Consider the following 15,350-nt stretch of genomic DNA (forward strand, 5'->3'; position numbering starts at 1 on the left):
GCGGCCGGCGACCCGGGCGAAGCACTGGCCCCACGCGCACGTGGGGCGAACGTCCACGCCCTCACGGGCCACCCCGAGGCGGGCCCTGGCGCTGGTCTTCGAGCCGTACGAGCGGATCCTCGCCCTCTGTGCGGACGGCGGACCGGCGCACGCAGACGGCGTCCGTGCCAATGGGCCGGGCTCGGATTCCCGTCAGCGGATGCACGAGACGGAGGACCCCGAATCGGTGGGCATGGCCGAGGCCGCCGTACGGGAGCTGGCGGACTTCGTGGATCCGCGCCGCGCGGAGGACGTACGGCTGGCCTCGCGGGCCGCGGCGGGGCGGGCGCGGGGTGTGCTGTCGGTGGTCGCCGGGCGGAACGACGAGACGGCGGTGGCCCGGCGGGCGGAGGCGGAGAGGCTGCCGGAGCTGGCGGGGGTCCGGAGCGACAAGCTGAGCGGGGTGGGGGCGCGCCTCCGGGTTCTCGCCCCCGTCGCCCCCACTCGTCCCGTCCCGTCCCCAGGGGCGGCTGCCCCTTCAACCCCGCCGAAGACACGGGGCTCCGCCCCGGGCCCCGCTCACGCGGTTCCCCGCGCCCCCGCATCCAGCCACCGGCCAACCCGCGCCCGAACTACTCCACGCCGATCAGCAGCAGCGCCCCCTGTCGGCCGCCCCGGTACACGACGGTGTCCACCGCCAGGTACGACTCGCGCACGCTGGTCTCCACGTGGTCCGCGACCCCCGTGGGGGCCTCGTCGCCGAGGACGAGGGTGACCATCTCGCCACCGGCGGCGAGCATGCGGTCGACCACCGCCGCCGCGGTCGCCGTGACGTCGGAGCCGATGACGGCGACATCGCCGTCGATGAGGCCGAGGACGTCACCGGCCTGGCAGATGCCGGCCATGGTCCAGGACTGGCGCTCGGCGATGACGACCTCGGCGTAGCGGGTGGCGCCCGCGGCGGAGGTCATGGAGACGACGTCCTCGTCGAAGCGGCGGTCGGGCTCGTGGACCGCGAGCGCGGCGATGCCCTGGACGGCGGAGCGGGTGGGGATGAGGGCGACCCGGACGCCCTCGGCGCGGGCCTGCTCGGCTGCGGCAGCGGCTGTGTGGCGAAGGTCCGCGTCGTTCGGCAGCAGCACCACCTCGCGCGCGTGGGCCCGTCGTACGGCCTCCACGAGCTCTCCGCTGGCGGGGGGCTCCCCGGGACGGGCGAGGACCGTGGTCGCGCCGGCCCCGGTGTACAGCCCGGCCAGCCCCTCCCCCGGCACGACGGCCACGACCGCCCGCTGGGCGCGCTCGCGCGGCTGCCGCCCGGCCGCACCGGCCATGTGCGCGTCCTCGGCGCCGAAGTGCGTGATCCGGATCCGGTACGGCCGCCCGGCCTCGACTCCCGCCTCCACTGCGGCCCCGGCGTCGTCGACGTGCACATGGACGTTCCACAGCCCGTCCCCGCCGACCACGACGAGGGAGTCGCCCAGCCCGTCCAGCCGTTGCCGCAGGCGGGCCACGGCCGTGTCCTCCGCCTCCAGGAGGTAGATCACCTCGAAGGCGGGCCCGTCGGCGCCCGGCCGGTCTTCCGCGCACACCTCCGGTACGACACCGAGGTCCGCCACGCGCGCGAGGCCCTCCGGCGCGGTCACCGCCCTGGGAGCGTCCCCCGTGAACGTCTCCACCAGCGCCGCCAGCACCGCCACCAGGCCCCGTCCACCCGCGTCGACGACGCCGGCGCGGGCCAGGGCGGCCAGTTGGCCGGGGGTGGCCGCGAGGGCCGTACCGGCGCCCTCGTAGGCGGCGCGGGCGACCGTGCCGCAGTCGCCCTCGGTGTCGGTGGCCGCGTCGGCCGCCGCGGAGGCGACGGTGAGGACGGTGCCCTCGACGGGGTGGGCGACGGCGTCGCGGGCGGAGTCGGCGGCGCGGCGGAGGGCGAGCCGGAGGCCCCGGCCGTCGGTGTGGGCCGCCTCACGGTCGTCGGCGAGGACCTGTGCCATACCGCGCAGGAGCTGGGCGAGGATCGTCCCGGAGTTCCCCCGGGCCCCGATCAGCGCGCCGTGCGCCATGGCCCGCGCGGCCTCGGCGAGCGTGGGTTCCCCCTCAGCGCCGCGCGGGCCGCCGGCCTCGTGTCCCGCGAACACGGCCTCGACGGCCGCCGCGGCCGACTCCATCGTGAGGTAGAGGTTCGTGCCGGTGTCGCCGTCGGCCACCGGGTACACGTTGATGGCGTCGATCTCCTCGCGCGCGCGTCCCAGCGCCGCCAGCGCCAGTCCGCACCAGGTGCGCACCGCGAGAGCATCGAAGACTGTCTGCGGCACCTGCGGCACCTGGGCCTCCTTGAGCGGCTTGGCTGCTGGACGTGGGATCAGGTGGGACGCCGCACGTCGCACGCAGCGTAGACCGGTGGTGGTGACCGCCGGTGAGAGGACCGGGACGAGCCCTGGACCAGCCATGGTAGTTTCGTTGTACGGACGCGGTCGTTGTATGCTGCTCCGGTTGTCCGATCCAGATCGACGATCCGGTTCGGACTCTTCCCCCTGGCAACGCCACTCGGGTCCCAGTTTCTGGGATCGTGATCCCGGCATGCCGGGATCAACCGTAAGTGCACCTGAAGTCTTTGGAGTGACCCGTGGCTGCCAACTGCGACGTCTGCGGCAAGGGGCCGGGCTTCGGCAACAACATCTCGCACTCGCACCGCCGTACGTCCCGTCGCTGGAACCCGAACATCCAGCGCGTCCGTACCGTGGTCGGCGGGACGCCGAAGCGCGTGAACGCCTGCACCTCGTGCATCAAGGCCGGCAAGGTCTCGCGCTGACGCTCAGCTAGCGCGCGGCCACTGCTGGTTCGCTGCACAGAGCCGGTCCACCGAAGGGTGGGCCGGCTTTTTGCCGTACCCGGACGCCGCTCGGCCGCGCGATCGAGATCCGGCCGGCGGCGTCAGGCCGAGGGAGTCCGGCGGGTCAGGTCCCACCCGTGGTCCACGGGCCCGATGCCCCCGCCGAGCGCGAACCCGGCGGCGATCGCGCCGGTGACGTACTCCTTGGCCGTCCTCACGGCCCGCGGTACGGCCCGTCCCTTCGCGAGCTGCGAGGCGATCGCGGAGGCGAGGGTGCAGCCCGTGCCGTGCGTGTGCCGGTTGTCGTACCTGGCTGCCCGCAGCCAGTGCTCCTCAAAGCCATCGGTGAGCAGGTCGACGGCCTCTCCCGAGAGATGCCCGCCCTTGATCAGCACCCACCGGGGGCCGTACGCCAGCACCGCCTCGGCCGCCTCGCGCATCCCGGCCTCCGACCGGACCTGTAGGCCGGTGAGTTGGGCCACCTCGTCGAGGTTGGGGGTGGCCACGGTCGCCGTCGGCAGCAGGCTCACGCGGACGGCGTCCAGTGCGGAGGCGGCGAGCAGCGGGTCGCCGTGCTTGGAGACGCCGACCGGGTCGACGACGACCGGCGCGTCCGTGGCGGCGAGCAACGCGGCGACGGCCTCGACGAGTTCGGCGGAGGCGAGCATGCCCGTCTTGACCGCCTGGACGCCGATGTCGTCGACGACACTGCGGTACTGGGCCCGCACCGCCTCCACCGGCAGCTCCCAAGCACCCTGCACGCCGAGGGAGTTCTGCGCGGTGACCGCGGTGACGACGCTCATGCCGTGCACACCGAGCGCGAGCATCGTCTTCAGGTCGGCCTGGATGCCGGCACCGCCGCCGGAGTCGGAGCCGGCCACGGTGAGCACCCTGGGTGGCGCGGTGCTCATGACTCGATGTCCCCGAAGTGGTCCCAGCCGCCCTTGCTCGTCCAGGGCGCCCCGTCCACGGTCACCTGAGGCAGCGCCGAGGGGTTGAGGACCTCGCCGATCACCTTCCACCGGGCGGGCAGCTTCACGTCCGGTGGGAAGGTCGCCACGATCGCGTGGTCCTCGCCGCCGGTCAGCACCCACTGGATCGGGTCGACGCCGACGGCCTGCCCGATGTCGTTCATCTGGGACGGGATGTCGATCGCGCCGGAGCGGATGTCGATCCGGCACTTGCTCGCCTCCGCGATGTGCCCCAGGTCGGCGATCAGCCCGTCGCTCACGTCGCACATCGCGGTCGCGCCGAGGTCGGCGGCGGCCGGGCCCGCGTGGTACGGCGGCTCGGGGCGACGATGGGCCTCCACGAAGGCGCGCGGCGAGCGGAAGCCCCGCGAGAGCACGGCGTACCCGGCGGCGGACCAGCCGAGCCAGCCGGTGACGGCCACGACGTCCCCGGGCTGCGCTCCGCCCCTGGTGACGGGCTCGTGGTTGCGCAGGTCACCGAGCGCGGTGATCGAGATCATGATGGTGTCACCGCGTACGACGTCACCGCCCACCACCGCCGCGCCGGCGACCTGGCATTCGTCCCGCAGTCCGTCCATCAGCTCGGTGGCCCAGGTCACCGGGAGTTCGGCGGGGGCAACCAGGCCGAGGAGCAGCGCGGTGGGTACGGCGCCCATGGCGGCGATGTCCGCGAGGTTCTGTGCGGCGGCCTTGCGCCCGACGTCGTACGCCGTGGACCAGTCGCGCCGGAAGTGCCGTCCCTCCAGGAGCAGGTCGGTGCTCGCCACGACCCTGCGGTCCGGCGCGGCCACCACGGCGGCGTCGTCGCCGGGCCCGACCCGGACCGCCGGGGTGGTGGTGAGCCGGGAGGTGAGCTCCCTGATGAGCCCGAACTCCCCCAGCTCTCCCACGGTGCCCTTCATCGTCGTATCGCCCCTTCTTGTGCCGCTTCCAGTGTGACTCGCGCCCGGTCGCGGGCCGTTCTCGTCCTCGGTACGGTCGAGTGGACCGTCAACTTCCGTCGTCCCCGACCCCCGGTGTGCGCGGCCCGGTCTTCGCGACTCTCCCCGTGGCGCGCGACGACGCGATACCGTGGCGTTCCTTTTCCCCACATGATCCTCGTGGCCGCCCTGGAGGTTCCGTGGTACAGGCGTACATCCTGATCCAGACGGAGGTCGGCAAAGCGTCGACCGTCGCCGACACGATCAGCAAGCTCCCCGGAGTCATCCAGGCCGAGGACGTGACGGGTCCGTACGACGTCATCGTGCGCGCCCAGGCCGACACCGTCGACGACCTCGGCCGGCTGGTGGTCGCGAAGGTCCAGCAAGTGGACGGGATCACCCGCACCCTGACCTGCCCGGTGGTGCACCTGTAGCCCCCGTCTACCCTTGGCCGGTGAACTCCTCGCGTCACCGGCACCCCGCTTGCCTCGGGCTGCCCGTCCTGGCCGTGTCGTTGATCGCCGTCGCAGGCTGCTCCTCAGCAGACGACGGCGGCTCGGCGGCGGTTCCCAGCCCGAGCCCGGACGCGGCCGTCACGAAGCTGTGCCGGAACCTGGATGAGTCACTGCCGAAGAAGGTCGACGGTGAGAGCCGCCGGGACCCCGAGCCCGCCTCCGCGCTGACGGCGGGCTGGGGCAGCCCGGCGATCATACTGCGCTGCGGTGTGGCCCAGCCGCCGAAGATGATCGACCCTGGGGTGGCCGAGGGCCGCGACGCCGACGCCGTGGCCGGCGCGGTGAACGGGGTCGACTGGCTGATGGAGAAGCGGGAGGACGGGTCATACCGCTTCACCACGGCCAATCGCTCCGCGTACGTGGAGGTCACGGTGTCTGAGGGAAGGGCCCGGGAGGACACCTCTGCGATCCTTGTGGGGCTTGCGCCCGCCATCAAGAAGGCGATCCCTGAGGGGATTGCTTCCTGAGGCGGTGCCTGGGGAGGCCGTCGGGAGGCCGCGGGCCGTGCGTGGCTGGTCGCGCCCACGCGGCGGAGCCTCACATCGATACAGCCCCGAGGCACCCCTTTCCTGGCCTTCGGCCCGTCAGGGGCACGGCTCAGCGAAGGCCTGTCGAGCGGCGCAACGCCGCCTGGATCAGGCGGTCCACCAGCTCCGGATACTCGATGCCGCTCGCCTTCCACATCGCCGGGTACATCGAGATCGGTGTGAATCCGGGCAGCGTGTTGATCTCGTTGATCACGAACTCGCCGTCCTCCGTGAGGAAGAAGTCCGCCCGGACCAGCCCTTCGCACGACGCCGCCTCGAACGCGTCCACGGCCAGGCGCCGCACCTCGGCGGTCTCGTCCGGGGTGAGCGGGGCAGGGACGAGGCCGGGGGTCGAGTCGATGTACTTGGCCTCGAAGTCGTAGTAGGCATGCGCCTCCGGCGGCGGGATCTCGGCCGGCACGGATGCCCGGGGGCCGTCGTCGAACTCCAGGACGCCGCACTCGATCTCCCGGCCGCGCAGGGCCGCCTCGACCAGGATCTTCGGGTCGTGCCGCTGGGCCTCGGCGATCGCCTCGTCGAGGCAGGCGAGGTCGTCGACCTTGGTGATACCGATGGAGGAGCCCGCGCGGGCCGGCTTCACGAAGAGGGGCCAGCCGTGCTCACCGGCGAGGTCGATGATCTTCTTGCGGGCGGCGGACTCGTCGAGCTGCCACTCGCGCGGCCGGATCACCACGTACGGGCCGACCTTGAGCCCGAAGGAGGTGAAGACCCGCTTCATGTACTCCTTGTCCTGGCCGACGGCCGAGGCGAGGACGCCCGAGCCGACGTAGGGGACGCCGGAGAGCTCCAGCATGCCCTGGAGGGTGCCGTCCTCGCCGTACGGGCCGTGCAGGACGGGGAAGACGACGTCGACCTCGCCGAGCGCCTTGGGCACCGATCCGGGCTCGCTGTAGACGACTTCGCGGTTGGCGGGGTCGACGGGGAGCACCACGCCGCCCTCCCGCGACTCGGCGAGTTCCTCGACGCTCGGGGTGCGGCGGTCGGTGATCGCCATGCGCTCCGGTTCGTCGGCGGTGAGAAACCAACTGCCATCCCGGGTGATGCCGATCGGCAGGACGTCGTACTTCGTCCGGTCGATGGCCCGCAGGACGGCGCCGGCCGTGACCACGGAGATCCCGTGTTCCGAGCTACGGCCGCCGAAGACGACGGCCACGCGCGGCTTGCGGGACGGCTGCTCAGGGCTCTGGGGAAGGTTCTCGCTGCTCATATCGCGTTGAGGGTACCCGTTGGTAGGGCGGCAGTCAGTGCCCACACGGTCGCTTTCGCTCAGCGTCGCTCGGGCTTGGCGCTGCGCGACATCAGCTCCTTGAGGGCGACGACGGGCGGCTTGCCCTCGTGGACGATGCCGACGACCGTCTCCGTGATGGGCATGTCGACGCCGTGCCGGCGCGCCAAGTCCAGCACGGACTCACAGGACTTGACGCCCTCGGCGGTCTGCTTGGTGACCGCGATGGTCTCCTGCAGGGTCATGCCCCTGCCGAGGTTGGTGCCGAAGGTGTGGTTGCGGGAGAGGGGCGAGGAGCAGGTCGCCACCAGGTCGCCGAGGCCCGCGAGTCCGGAGAAGGTGAGCGGGTCCGCGCCCATCGCGAGGCCGAGGCGGGTCGTCTCGGCGAGACCGCGTGTGATCAGCGATCCCTTGGCGTTGTCGCCGAGGCCCATGCCGTCCGCGATGCCGACGGCGAGGCCGATGACGTTCTTCACCGCGCCGCCCAGCTCGCAGCCGACCACGTCGGTGTTCGTGTACGGGCGGAAGTACGGGGTGTGGCAGGCGGTCTGGAGCCGCCGGGCGACGGCCTCGTCGGTGCAGGCGACCACGGAGGCGGCCGGCATGCGGGAGGCGATCTCGCGTGCCAGGTTGGGCCCGGTGACGACGGCGATGCGGTCCTGGCCGACCTTGGCGACGTCCTCGACGACCTCGCTCATCCGCATGGCGGAACCGAGTTCGACGCCTTTCATCAGCGAGACGAGGACGGTTCCGGGGGCCAACAGGCCGGCCCAGTCGGCGAGGTTGCCGCGCAGTGTCTGGGAGGGCACGGCGAGGACGGTGAAGTCGGCGTCGTCGGCGGCCTCGGCGGGGTCCGTGGTGGCCCGCAGGTTCTGCGGGAGCTCCACTCCGGGCAGGTAGCCCGGGTTGGTGCGGGTGGAGTTGACCGCGTCCGCGAGGTCCGGGCGCCGCCCCCACAGAACGGTGTCGCATCCCGCGTCGGCGAGCACCATGCCGAAGGCCGTGCCCCACGAACCGGTGCCGAAGACGGCCGCCTTGACCGGCTTGCTCACTTGCCCTGCCCCTCTTCCTGGTGTTCCGCTACCCGCTGGACCGTGCCGCGCTGCCGCTGCTTCTGATGGTGGACGACCGCCCGGGCGGTCCTGCGCCGCTGCTCGACCCGCTCCAGCTTCGGGTCGTACGGCGTCTCGGGCGCCTTCTCGCCGCGGATCTCCTCCAGCTGGCGGGTGACGGCGGCCATGATGACCTCCGTCGCGTCCTTCAGCAGGTCGGGCGTCATCTCCCGGTCGTAGAAGCGCGAGAGGTCGACCGGCGGGCCCGCGAGCACATGGTGGGTCTTGCGCGGCAGGAGGTTGGGCTTCCTGGCGTACGGCGGCAGCAGTTCGTTGGCGCCCCACTGGGCGACCGGGATCACCGGGCACCTGGTCTGCAGGGCGACCCGCGCGGCCCCGGTCTTGCCGGTCATGGGCCAGCCGTTCGGGTCGCGGGTGAGGGTGCCCTCGGGGTAGAAGGCGACGCACTCACCGCGCTCCACGGCGGCGATCGCGGCCCGGAAGGCGCTCAGCGCGTCGGTGCTCTCGCGGTAGACGGGGATCTGTCCGGTGCCGCGCATCGCGGCGCCCACGAATCCCCTGCTGAAAAGACCGCTCTTCGCGAGGAATCGCGGAACGCGGCCACTGTTGTACTGAAAGTGCGCGTACGCGAAGGGGTCCACATGCGAATTGTGGTTCACCGCGGTGATAAATCCGCCGTCGGCCGGAATGTTCTCCATTCCACGCCAGTCCCGCTTGATCAGAACCACCAGCGGCGGTTTGCACAGGACCGCTGCGAAGCGGTACCAGAACCCGATTCTGCGGCGGGACACTCGGACACCTTCCTCTACGGGGGCCAGGGGGCTCCTCGCCCGGGGAGCCGCACAAGTGTCGCCCCGGGTCGCCGGTCTGTCGAGAACACCGTACGCCCCGCCCTGCGGCCTTCCCTGGCGCCCGGGTGACAATGACCGCGACAAGAGAGGGACGGAACGCCCGTGCAGTGGACCCTGGTCGTACCCCTGAAACCCCTGGCGCGGGCCAAGAGCAGGCTCTCGGACACCGCCGCCGACGGGGTGCGCCCCGGCCTGGCCCTCGCCTTCGCCCAGGACACCGTGGCCGCGGCGCTGGCCGCGACGGCGGTCGGCGGTGTGGTGGTGGTCACGGACGATCCCCTCGCGGCCCGCGAGCTGGCCGCTCTGGGCGCCCGAACCGTCCCTGAGGACCCCCGCGACAGCCTCCGGGACGGCCTGAACGCCGCTCTGCGACACGGAACCGCCGTCACACGGGCGATACGCCCACGAAGCCCGGTGGCGGCCCTGAACGCCGATCTGCCCGCTCTGCGCCCGGAGGAACTGACCCGCGTCCTGAACGCCGCCGCCGCTTTCCCCCGCTCTTTCCTCCCGGACGCCGCCGGCACCGGCACCACCCTGCTCACCGCCGCCCCCGGCCGTGAGCTCTCCCCCGCCTTCGGCCCCGACTCCCGTCTGCGCCACCGCCGCTCCGGCGCCGTGGAACTCGCCCTCGACGCCGTCGACTCCGTACGCCAGGACGTCGACACCGGCGGCGATCTCCGCGCCGCCCTCGCCCTCGGCGTCGGCCCCCGTACGGCCGCCGCCGCCGCGCGCCTGCTGATCCCCGGCCAGTAGGCTGCGCCCATGCAGGCCACCGCGTACACCTACGATCCCGCCACCCGCACCGGCCGGGTCCTCCTGGACGACGGCACCCCGGTCCCCTTCGACGCCCCGGCCTTCGACGCGGGCGCCCTGCGCCTTCTCCGCCCCGGCCAACGCGTCCGCATCGAGACGGAGGGCGAGGGCGAGACCCTCCGGATCACCCTGATCACCCTGCAGACGTTCTGATCGCACCACGGCTCTGCGGAAGGCGGGCGGGCGCCCGGAACGCCGCGGGCCGGGCTCCGTCAACAGGAGCCCGGCCCGGCGCGTGTGCGTACCCAGCGCCCTACTACTGCTGGCGGGCGGCAGTCTTCTTCGCGGTCGTCTTGCGAGCCGTCGACTTCTTGGCCGGCGCCTTCTTCGCGGTGGCCTTCTTGGCCGGCGCACTCTTCGCCGCGGTCTTCTTCGCCGCAGCCGAAGTCTTCTTCGCCGTCGTCTTCTTGGCCGCCGCCGTCTTGCTGGTGGCCTTCTTCGCGGTCGACTTCTTCGCCGTGGTCTTCTTCGCGGCGGCCGTCGCCTTCTTCGCGGTGGCGGTCGTCTTGCGGGTGGTGGTCTTCTTCGCGGTCGACTTCTTGGCCGCCGCCTTCTTGACCGTCGCCGAAGCCCCACCGCTCAGGCTGCCCTTGGGTGCCTTCTTGACCGCGACCTCGCCACCACGGGGAAGTTTCTTCGAGCCGCTCACCAGGTCCTTGAAACCCTGGCCCGCACGGAAACGCGGCACGGAGGTCTTCTTGACCCGAACCCGCTCACCCGTCTGCGGGTTGCGGGCATAACGGGCCGGCCGGTCGACCTTCTCGAACGAACCGAAGCCGGTGACCGACACCCGGTCCCCGGCGACCACCGCACGGACGATGGCGTCCAGGACAGCGTCGACCGCGTCGGCGGCCTGCTGTCGCCCGCCGACCTTGTCCGCAATCGCTTCTACGAGCTGCGCCTTGTTCACGTCTTCCCCTTCGGAGACATCGCCAGAACGAAAGTGTTCAAGCTTTTTCGCACGTTAGGCAGATATATACCGCAAATCAAACACGAAACGGGCTTATCACCCTTGTGCCGCAACGAACTCGGCAGTCACGGAGTTCCTTCAGCGTTCCCCTGTGGGCATTCGACCCTCGTCGAGGTCCGTCATGAAGCTCTCCAGACGCCTTGCCGCGTCGGCGAGATCGTGCTTGGCCACGGCCGTAATGACCAGCAGCTTCCGGGTCAGCGCCATCCGTACGCCCTCCGGGACTTGCAGTGCGCGCACTCTTGCGTGCGCTTCCTTTAGTTGGCTCGCGACCGCCGTATAGAGCTTGAGTTGGCCGTCGTGTTCCATGCACAGATTGTGCCATCTGGGGCGAGTTGTCGCCTGCGCAGGGGGCAACTACCGTCTCCCGGGGGCTTGGGGAGCACCCCCGTCCGATGCCGCACCATGATGCGTGTACCCCGGCAATCACCTTTGTAACTAGGGGAGTTGAAACCTTTCTGCACATGACTTCGAAGGTTCACGGACCCGGACATGGCAGTACCCCCAACCGTGCACGATTGGGGGTACCTGGAGGTGTCGCGGTGGCTGGAATCCGCCCCGCGCGGGCCGGTCACGAGGGGGCCCGCGGGGTGGGTCAGACCTTCTGCGTCCTCGGCTTGTACGAGGGGCGCTTGGCCTCGTACGTGGCGATGTCGGCCTCGTTCTGGAGGGTGATGGAGATGTCGTCCAGCCCGTTCAGCAGCCGCCAGCGGGAGTTCTCGTCCAGCTCGAAGGAGGCGGTGATGCCCTCGGCGCGCACCTCGCGGGCCTGAAGGTCGACCGTGATCTCGGCCTGCGGGTCCTTCTCGGCGAGCTCCTGCAGCGCGTCCACGATCTTCTGCTCCAGGACGACCGTGAGCAGGCCGTTCTTGAGTGAGTTGCCGCGGAAGATGTCGGCGAAGCGGGAGGAGATCACGGCCTTGAAGCCGTAGTTCTGCAGCGCCCACACGGCGTGCTCACGGGAGGATCCGGTGCCGAAGTCGGGGCCGGCGACCAGGACGGTGGCGCCCTGGCGCTCCGGCTGGTTGAGGATGAAGGTCTCGTCCTTGCGCCAGGCCTCGAACAGCCCGTCCTCGAAGCCGTCCCTGGTCACCTTCTTGAGCCAGTGGGCGGGGATGATCTGGTCGGTGTCGACGTTGCTGCGGCGCAGCGGGACGGCCCGGCCGGTGTGCGTGGTGAATGCTTCCATGGCTGTTCAGACTCCAGCGGGCGCAGGGGTGTCGGCGTCGGTCAGGTCGGCGGGGGACGCCAGGTGGCCCAGGACGGCCGTCGCGGCGGCGACCTGCGGTGAGACCAGGTGCGTACGGCCGCCCTTGCCCTGCCTGCCCTCGAAGTTGCGGTTGGAGGTGGACGCGGAGCGCTCACCGGGGGCCAGCTGGTCGGGGTTCATGCCCAGACACATCGAGCAGCCCGCGTGCCGCCACTCGGCGCCGGCCTCCTTGAAGACGACGTCCAGGCCCTCGGAGACGGCCTGCAGACCGACCCGCGCGGAGCCGGGGACGACCAGCATCCGTACACCGTCGGCGACTTTGCGGCCCTTGATCAGCTCGGCGGCGGCGCGCAGGTCCTCGATGCGGCCGTTGGTGCACGAGCCTACGAAGACGGTGTCCACGTTGATGGACTTCAGCGGCTGTCCGGCCTCCAACCCCATGTACTCCAGGGCCTTTTCGGCGGCGAGACGCTCCGAAGCGTCCTCGTACGAAGCCGGGTCGGGGACGGACGCCGAAAGCGGGGCGCCCTGGCCGGGGTTGGTGCCCCAGGTGACGAAGGGCGCCAGGGTGGCGCCGTCGATGATCACCTCGGCGTCGAACTCGGCGTCCTCGTCCGTCTTCAGCGTCTTCCAGTACGCGACGGCCGCGTCCCAGTCCTCGCCCTCGGGGGCGTGCGGGCGGCCCTTGAGGTAGTCGAAGGTGGTGCCGTCGGGGGCGATCATGCCCGCGCGGGCGCCGGCCTCGATCGACATGTTGCAGATGGTCATGCGGGCCTCCATCGAGAGCTTCTCGATGGCCTCGCCGCGGTACTCCAGGACGTAGCCCTGGCCGCCGCCGGTGCCGATCCTGGCGATGATCGCCAGGATCAGGTCCTTGGCGGTGACACCCTCGGCCAGCTCACCCTCGACCGTGATGGCCATGGTCTTGGGGCGGGCCAGCGGCAGCGTCTGGGTGGCCAGCACATGCTCGACCTGGGAGGTTCCGATACCGAACGCCAGCCCGCCGAAGGCGCCGTGCGTGGAGGTGTGGGAGTCACCGCATACGACGGTCATACCGGGCTGGGTCAGGCCCAGCTGCGGGCCGACGACGTGCACGACGCCCTGCTCGACGTCGCCCAGCGGGTGCAGGCGCACCCCGAACTCGGCGCAGTTCCCGCGCAGCGTCTCCAGCTGGACGCGGGAGACGGGGTCGGCGATGGGCTTGTCGATGTCGAGGGTGGGGGTGTTGTGGTCCTCGGTCGCGATGGTCAGGTCGAGCCGGCGAACCTTCCGCCCGCTCTTGCGGAGACCGTCGAAGGCCTGGGGGCTGGTCACCTCGTGCAGCAGGTGCAGATCGATGAAGAGGAGGTCGGGCTCGCCCTCGGCGCGCCGGACGACGTGGTCGTCCCAGACCTTCTCCGCGAGTGTCCTACCCATCGCTTTCCCTCCGGCCGGCATGTCCGTGCGCCGGCCCAACTAGAGATATCGGAGGTGGCGAGCGCACATACCCCGCGTATGAGCGCCGGCCGCCGGGCTCGTTGGTCCGCGAGCCGTTGTTCTGCTTCCAGAGTGGCAAGGTCCACGCGAAATTGAACTTGCGTTTCACAGAGTGAGACGCGAGTATCGTTGCATGGACAACAGTAGCGGCGTCGGCGTTCTGGACAAGGCGGCCCTGGTCCTGAGCGCTCTGGAGTCCGGTCCGGCCACCCTCGCGGGTCTGGTCGGCGCCACCGGACTCGCACGGCCCACGGCCCACCGCCTGGCCGTGGCTCTGGAACACCACCGCATGGTGGCACGCGACATGCAGGGCCGTTTCATCCTCGGCCCCCGACTGGCCGAGCTGGCCGCGGCCGCCGGAGAGGACCGTCTCCTCGCGACCGCCGGCCCGGTGCTCACGCACTTGCGTGACGTCACGGGCGAGAGCGCGCAGCTCTACCGCCGCCAGGGCGACATGCGCATCTGCGTGGCCGCGGCGGAGCGCCTCTCCGGCCTCAGGGACACGGTCCCGGTCGGTTCGACCCTCACGATGAAGGCCGGGTCGTCGGCCCAGATCCTCATGGCCTGGGAGGAGCCCGAGCGCCTGCACCGCGGCCTCCAGGGCGCCCGCTTCACGGCCACGGCCCTCTCGGGCGTACGGCGCCGGGGCTGGGCCCAGTCCATCGGCGAGCGCGAGCCGGGCGTCGCCTCGGTCTCCGCCCCGGTACGCGGCCCCTCCAACCGCGTGGTCGCCGCCGTCTCCGTCTCGGGCCCCATCGAGCGCCTGAGCCGCCACCCCGGCCGCATGCACGCCCAGGCGGTCATCGACGCCGCGTCCCGCCTGTCGGAGGCCCTGCGCCGCACGGGCTGACAGCGATCCTCCCGCACCACCACGAAAAAGGCCTGCCTCAACGCCGCGGCAGGCCTTTTCGCATGAGGGAGGTGCTCAGGCACGTCGACGACGACTCCCTGGGCCGCACGATCCGCCTCGGCGCGGCTCTGTGGGCGCTGCCCCAGGCCCCCGACCCGGACGAGGAGGACCCGGTCACGGTCGCCGCGACGGCCGAGGTGGACCGCCTGCTGCGGACGCTGGACTGGGACTCGGCGCGGGAGATCGGCCCCCTGTCGCCCGTGCTCCGTTCACTGGTGGCACTGGTGGCCACGCTGCTGCGGCTGGGCTATCCATGCGACGCCGAACTGATGGCTCCGTACGCCGAGTTGATGCACCAGGCGGCCGTGCGGGACCTGGATCGCATGGAGACGTACGCGTCCGACACGGAGATGGTGGTGGTGGCGGTCTCGTCGGCGGTGCTCTTCGAGCCGGTCCTGCGGGCGCTGCACCGGCTGGCGCAGGAGGAGGAGTCGGCGCGGCGGTACGGCATCGAGTAGGCCGGGCCGGGCAGCTCCGCCCAGGAGACGCCGAAGGCCCTCCACCGAGGTGGAGGGCCTTCGTTCGTGCGTACCCCCGACCGGATTCGAACCGGCGCTACCGCCTTGAGAGGGCGGCGTGCTAGGCCGCTACACAACGGGGGCGTGGAGCCTGCGTTTCCGCAGGTCCGAGCTGGTCTACCTGGACTCGAACCAAGACTAACTGAACCAGAATCAGTCGTGCTGCCAATTACACCATAGACCAATGTGGTTTAGACCAGTCAGTACCCCCGACCGGATTCGAACCGGCGCTACCGCCTTGAGAGGGCGGCGTGCTAGGCCGCTACACAACGGGGGCCCCTAGCGATCCTGCATCGAGGTGAGGGGGTGCGACCCGAGCTCTCCCCGTGGGAAGGATCTGTACCCCCGACCGGATTCGAACCGGCGCTACTGCCTTGAGAGGGCAGCGTGCTAGGCCGCTACACAACGGGGGCTTCGCGGATCTGATCTCCGCATGTGCAGATGAGCTCTGCGAGCTGGCCTACCTGGACTCGAACCAAGACTAACTGAACCAGAATCAGTCGTGCTGCCAATTACACCATAGGCCACTGGAACGCAAGCC

At 71.2% G+C, this 15,350-nt stretch carries 17 protein-coding genes, 5 tRNA genes and 1 pseudogene; 7 read left to right on the top strand and 16 right to left on the bottom strand.

Translation table 11 applies throughout. From position 1 onward, the window contains the following. Positions 1-192: 192 nt before the first annotated feature. Both WBG99_RS09370 and WBG99_RS09375 read right to left on the bottom strand, forming a co-directional pair. Positions 193-432, bottom strand: a complete 240-nt coding sequence (locus tag WBG99_RS09370) for a hypothetical protein (protein ID WP_338895888.1) — start codon at positions 430-432, stop codon at positions 193-195. Positions 433-611: 179 nt separating this feature from the next. Further along, positions 612-2,300: a DAK2 domain-containing protein gene (locus WBG99_RS09375; RefSeq protein WP_338895889.1), complete on the bottom strand. Its 1,689-nt coding sequence runs from the start codon at positions 2,298-2,300 to the stop codon at positions 612-614. Between the two features lie 302 nt (positions 2,301-2,602). Here WBG99_RS09375 and rpmB point away from each other — a divergent pair, with 302 nt between their 5' ends. Continuing rightward, complete coding sequence (gene rpmB, locus WBG99_RS09380; RefSeq protein ID WP_003993230.1) at positions 2,603-2,788, top strand: 50S ribosomal protein L28; 186 nt, start codon at positions 2,603-2,605, stop codon at positions 2,786-2,788. Between the two features lie 122 nt (positions 2,789-2,910). Here rpmB and thiD read toward each other — a convergent pair whose 3' ends face one another. Together thiD and WBG99_RS09390 are read right to left on the bottom strand one after the other, a co-directional pair. Continuing rightward, on the bottom strand, positions 2,911-3,720 hold the full coding sequence (thiD, locus tag WBG99_RS09385) for a bifunctional hydroxymethylpyrimidine kinase/phosphomethylpyrimidine kinase (protein WP_338895890.1): 810 nt from the start codon (positions 3,718-3,720) through the stop codon (positions 2,911-2,913). After that, entirely contained in the window at positions 3,717-4,682 is a 966-nt protein-coding gene (locus tag WBG99_RS09390; protein ID WP_338895891.1) for a thiamine-phosphate kinase, read from the bottom strand. Before WBG99_RS09390 ends, thiD begins: the two co-directional genes overlap by 4 nt. Before the next feature lie 218 nt (positions 4,683-4,900). Here WBG99_RS09390 and WBG99_RS09395 point away from each other — a divergent pair, with 218 nt between their 5' ends. Next, on the top strand, positions 4,901-5,134 hold the full coding sequence (locus WBG99_RS09395; protein ID WP_033526900.1) for an Lrp/AsnC ligand binding domain-containing protein: 234 nt from the start codon (positions 4,901-4,903) through the stop codon (positions 5,132-5,134). 20 nt (positions 5,135-5,154) lie between these two features. Further along, the gene (locus WBG99_RS09400; protein WP_338895892.1) at positions 5,155-5,682 is read left to right on the top strand and encodes a DUF3515 domain-containing protein; all 528 of its coding nucleotides are present in this window, start codon (positions 5,155-5,157) and stop codon (positions 5,680-5,682) included. A gap of 130 nt (positions 5,683-5,812) precedes the next feature. Here the strand turns inward: WBG99_RS09400 and WBG99_RS09405 are convergent, their stop codons facing one another. The 3 genes from WBG99_RS09405 to WBG99_RS09415 are packed head-to-tail and all read right to left on the bottom strand — an operon-like array spanning position 5,813 to position 8,852. Beyond that, complete coding sequence (locus WBG99_RS09405) at positions 5,813-6,970, bottom strand: D-alanine--D-alanine ligase family protein (protein ID WP_338895893.1); 1,158 nt, start codon at positions 6,968-6,970, stop codon at positions 5,813-5,815. 59 nt (positions 6,971-7,029) lie between these two features. Further along, positions 7,030-8,040, bottom strand: coding sequence for an NAD(P)H-dependent glycerol-3-phosphate dehydrogenase (locus WBG99_RS09410; protein WP_338895894.1), 1,011 nt, complete (start codon positions 8,038-8,040; stop codon positions 7,030-7,032). Then, positions 8,037-8,852 carry a lysophospholipid acyltransferase family protein gene (locus tag WBG99_RS09415; RefSeq protein ID WP_338895895.1) on the bottom strand — a complete coding sequence of 272 codons (816 nt, stop codon included), beginning with the start codon at positions 8,850-8,852 and terminating at the stop codon, positions 8,037-8,039. The genes WBG99_RS09410 and WBG99_RS09415 overlap by 4 nt, the downstream gene beginning before the upstream one ends. A gap of 162 nt (positions 8,853-9,014) precedes the next feature. Here WBG99_RS09415 and cofC point away from each other — a divergent pair, with 162 nt between their 5' ends. Both cofC and WBG99_RS09425 read left to right on the top strand, forming a co-directional pair. Next, entirely contained in the window at positions 9,015-9,665 is a 651-nt protein-coding gene (gene cofC / locus WBG99_RS09420; RefSeq protein ID WP_338895896.1) for a 2-phospho-L-lactate guanylyltransferase, read from the top strand. Positions 9,666-9,674: 9 nt separating this feature from the next. Continuing rightward, complete coding sequence (locus WBG99_RS09425) at positions 9,675-9,878, top strand: hypothetical protein (RefSeq protein WP_338895897.1); 204 nt, start codon at positions 9,675-9,677, stop codon at positions 9,876-9,878. A gap of 103 nt (positions 9,879-9,981) precedes the next feature. Here the strand turns inward: WBG99_RS09425 and WBG99_RS09430 are convergent, their stop codons facing one another. The 4 genes from WBG99_RS09430 to leuC all read right to left on the bottom strand — a co-directional run bounded on the left by WBG99_RS09430 (position 9,982) and on the right by leuC (position 13,321). Beyond that, on the bottom strand, positions 9,982-10,635 hold the full coding sequence (locus tag WBG99_RS09430) for an HU family DNA-binding protein (protein ID WP_338895898.1): 654 nt from the start codon (positions 10,633-10,635) through the stop codon (positions 9,982-9,984). A 138-nt stretch (positions 10,636-10,773) separates the two neighbouring features. Then, positions 10,774-11,004, bottom strand: a complete 231-nt coding sequence (locus tag WBG99_RS09435; protein ID WP_338895899.1) for a hypothetical protein — start codon at positions 11,002-11,004, stop codon at positions 10,774-10,776. Positions 11,005-11,290: 286 nt separating this feature from the next. Next, positions 11,291-11,884, bottom strand: a complete 594-nt coding sequence (leuD, locus tag WBG99_RS09440; RefSeq protein ID WP_338895900.1) for a 3-isopropylmalate dehydratase small subunit — start codon at positions 11,882-11,884, stop codon at positions 11,291-11,293. 6 nt (positions 11,885-11,890) lie between these two features. Further along, positions 11,891-13,321: a 3-isopropylmalate dehydratase large subunit gene (leuC, locus tag WBG99_RS09445; protein WP_338895901.1), complete on the bottom strand. Its 1,431-nt coding sequence runs from the start codon at positions 13,319-13,321 to the stop codon at positions 11,891-11,893. Positions 13,322-13,514: 193 nt separating this feature from the next. On the opposite strand from leuC, the gene ndgR reads away from it, so the two are divergent. Then, entirely contained in the window at positions 13,515-14,231 is a 717-nt protein-coding gene (gene ndgR / locus WBG99_RS09450; protein WP_338895902.1) for an IclR family transcriptional regulator NdgR, read from the top strand. 65 nt (positions 14,232-14,296) lie between these two features. Further along, positions 14,297-14,749 (top strand): annotated as a pseudogene (locus WBG99_RS09455) (transcriptional regulator); the annotation flags it as partial. A 71-nt stretch (positions 14,750-14,820) separates the two neighbouring features. Here the strand turns inward: WBG99_RS09455 and WBG99_RS09460 are convergent. The 5 genes from WBG99_RS09460 to WBG99_RS09480 form a co-directional block, all read right to left on the bottom strand. Continuing rightward, a tRNA-Glu gene (locus WBG99_RS09460) sits at positions 14,821-14,893 on the bottom strand. 28 nt (positions 14,894-14,921) lie between these two features. After that, positions 14,922-14,993 (bottom strand) — tRNA-Gln (locus WBG99_RS09465). A 20-nt stretch (positions 14,994-15,013) separates the two neighbouring features. Further along, positions 15,014-15,086 (bottom strand) — tRNA-Glu (locus WBG99_RS09470). Between the two features lie 63 nt (positions 15,087-15,149). Next, positions 15,150-15,222 (bottom strand) — tRNA-Glu (locus tag WBG99_RS09475). Positions 15,223-15,264: 42 nt separating this feature from the next. Beyond that, positions 15,265-15,336 (bottom strand) — tRNA-Gln (locus WBG99_RS09480). Positions 15,337-15,350 lie beyond the last annotated feature (14 nt).

The organism is Streptomyces sp. TG1A-60 (genome assembly GCF_037201975.1).
GTDB lineage: Bacteria > Actinomycetota > Actinomycetes > Streptomycetales > Streptomycetaceae > Streptomyces.

What these genes read in the sequence shown, in the direction of transcription:
- thiD (WP_338895890.1), bottom strand. Translation starts at nt 3,720, where the DNA reads ATGAGCACCGCGCCACCCAGGGTGCTCACCGTGGCCGGCTCCGACTCC.
- WBG99_RS09390 (WP_338895891.1), bottom strand. Translation starts at nt 4,682, where the DNA reads ATGAAGGGCACCGTGGGAGAGCTGGGGGAGTTCGGGCTCATCAGGGAG.
- WBG99_RS09405 (WP_338895893.1), bottom strand. Translation starts at nt 6,970, where the DNA reads ATGAGCAGCGAGAACCTTCCCCAGAGCCCTGAGCAGCCGTCCCGCAAG.
- WBG99_RS09425 (WP_338895897.1), top strand. Translation starts at nt 9,675, where the DNA reads ATGCAGGCCACCGCGTACACCTACGATCCCGCCACCCGCACCGGCCGG.
- WBG99_RS09435 (WP_338895899.1), bottom strand. Translation starts at nt 11,004, where the DNA reads ATGGAACACGACGGCCAACTCAAGCTCTATACGGCGGTCGCGAGCCAA.
- leuD (WP_338895900.1), bottom strand. Translation starts at nt 11,884, where the DNA reads ATGGAAGCATTCACCACGCACACCGGCCGGGCCGTCCCGCTGCGCCGC.
- leuC (WP_338895901.1), bottom strand. Translation starts at nt 13,321, where the DNA reads ATGGGTAGGACACTCGCGGAGAAGGTCTGGGACGACCACGTCGTCCGG.
- ndgR (WP_338895902.1), top strand. Translation starts at nt 13,515, where the DNA reads ATGGACAACAGTAGCGGCGTCGGCGTTCTGGACAAGGCGGCCCTGGTC.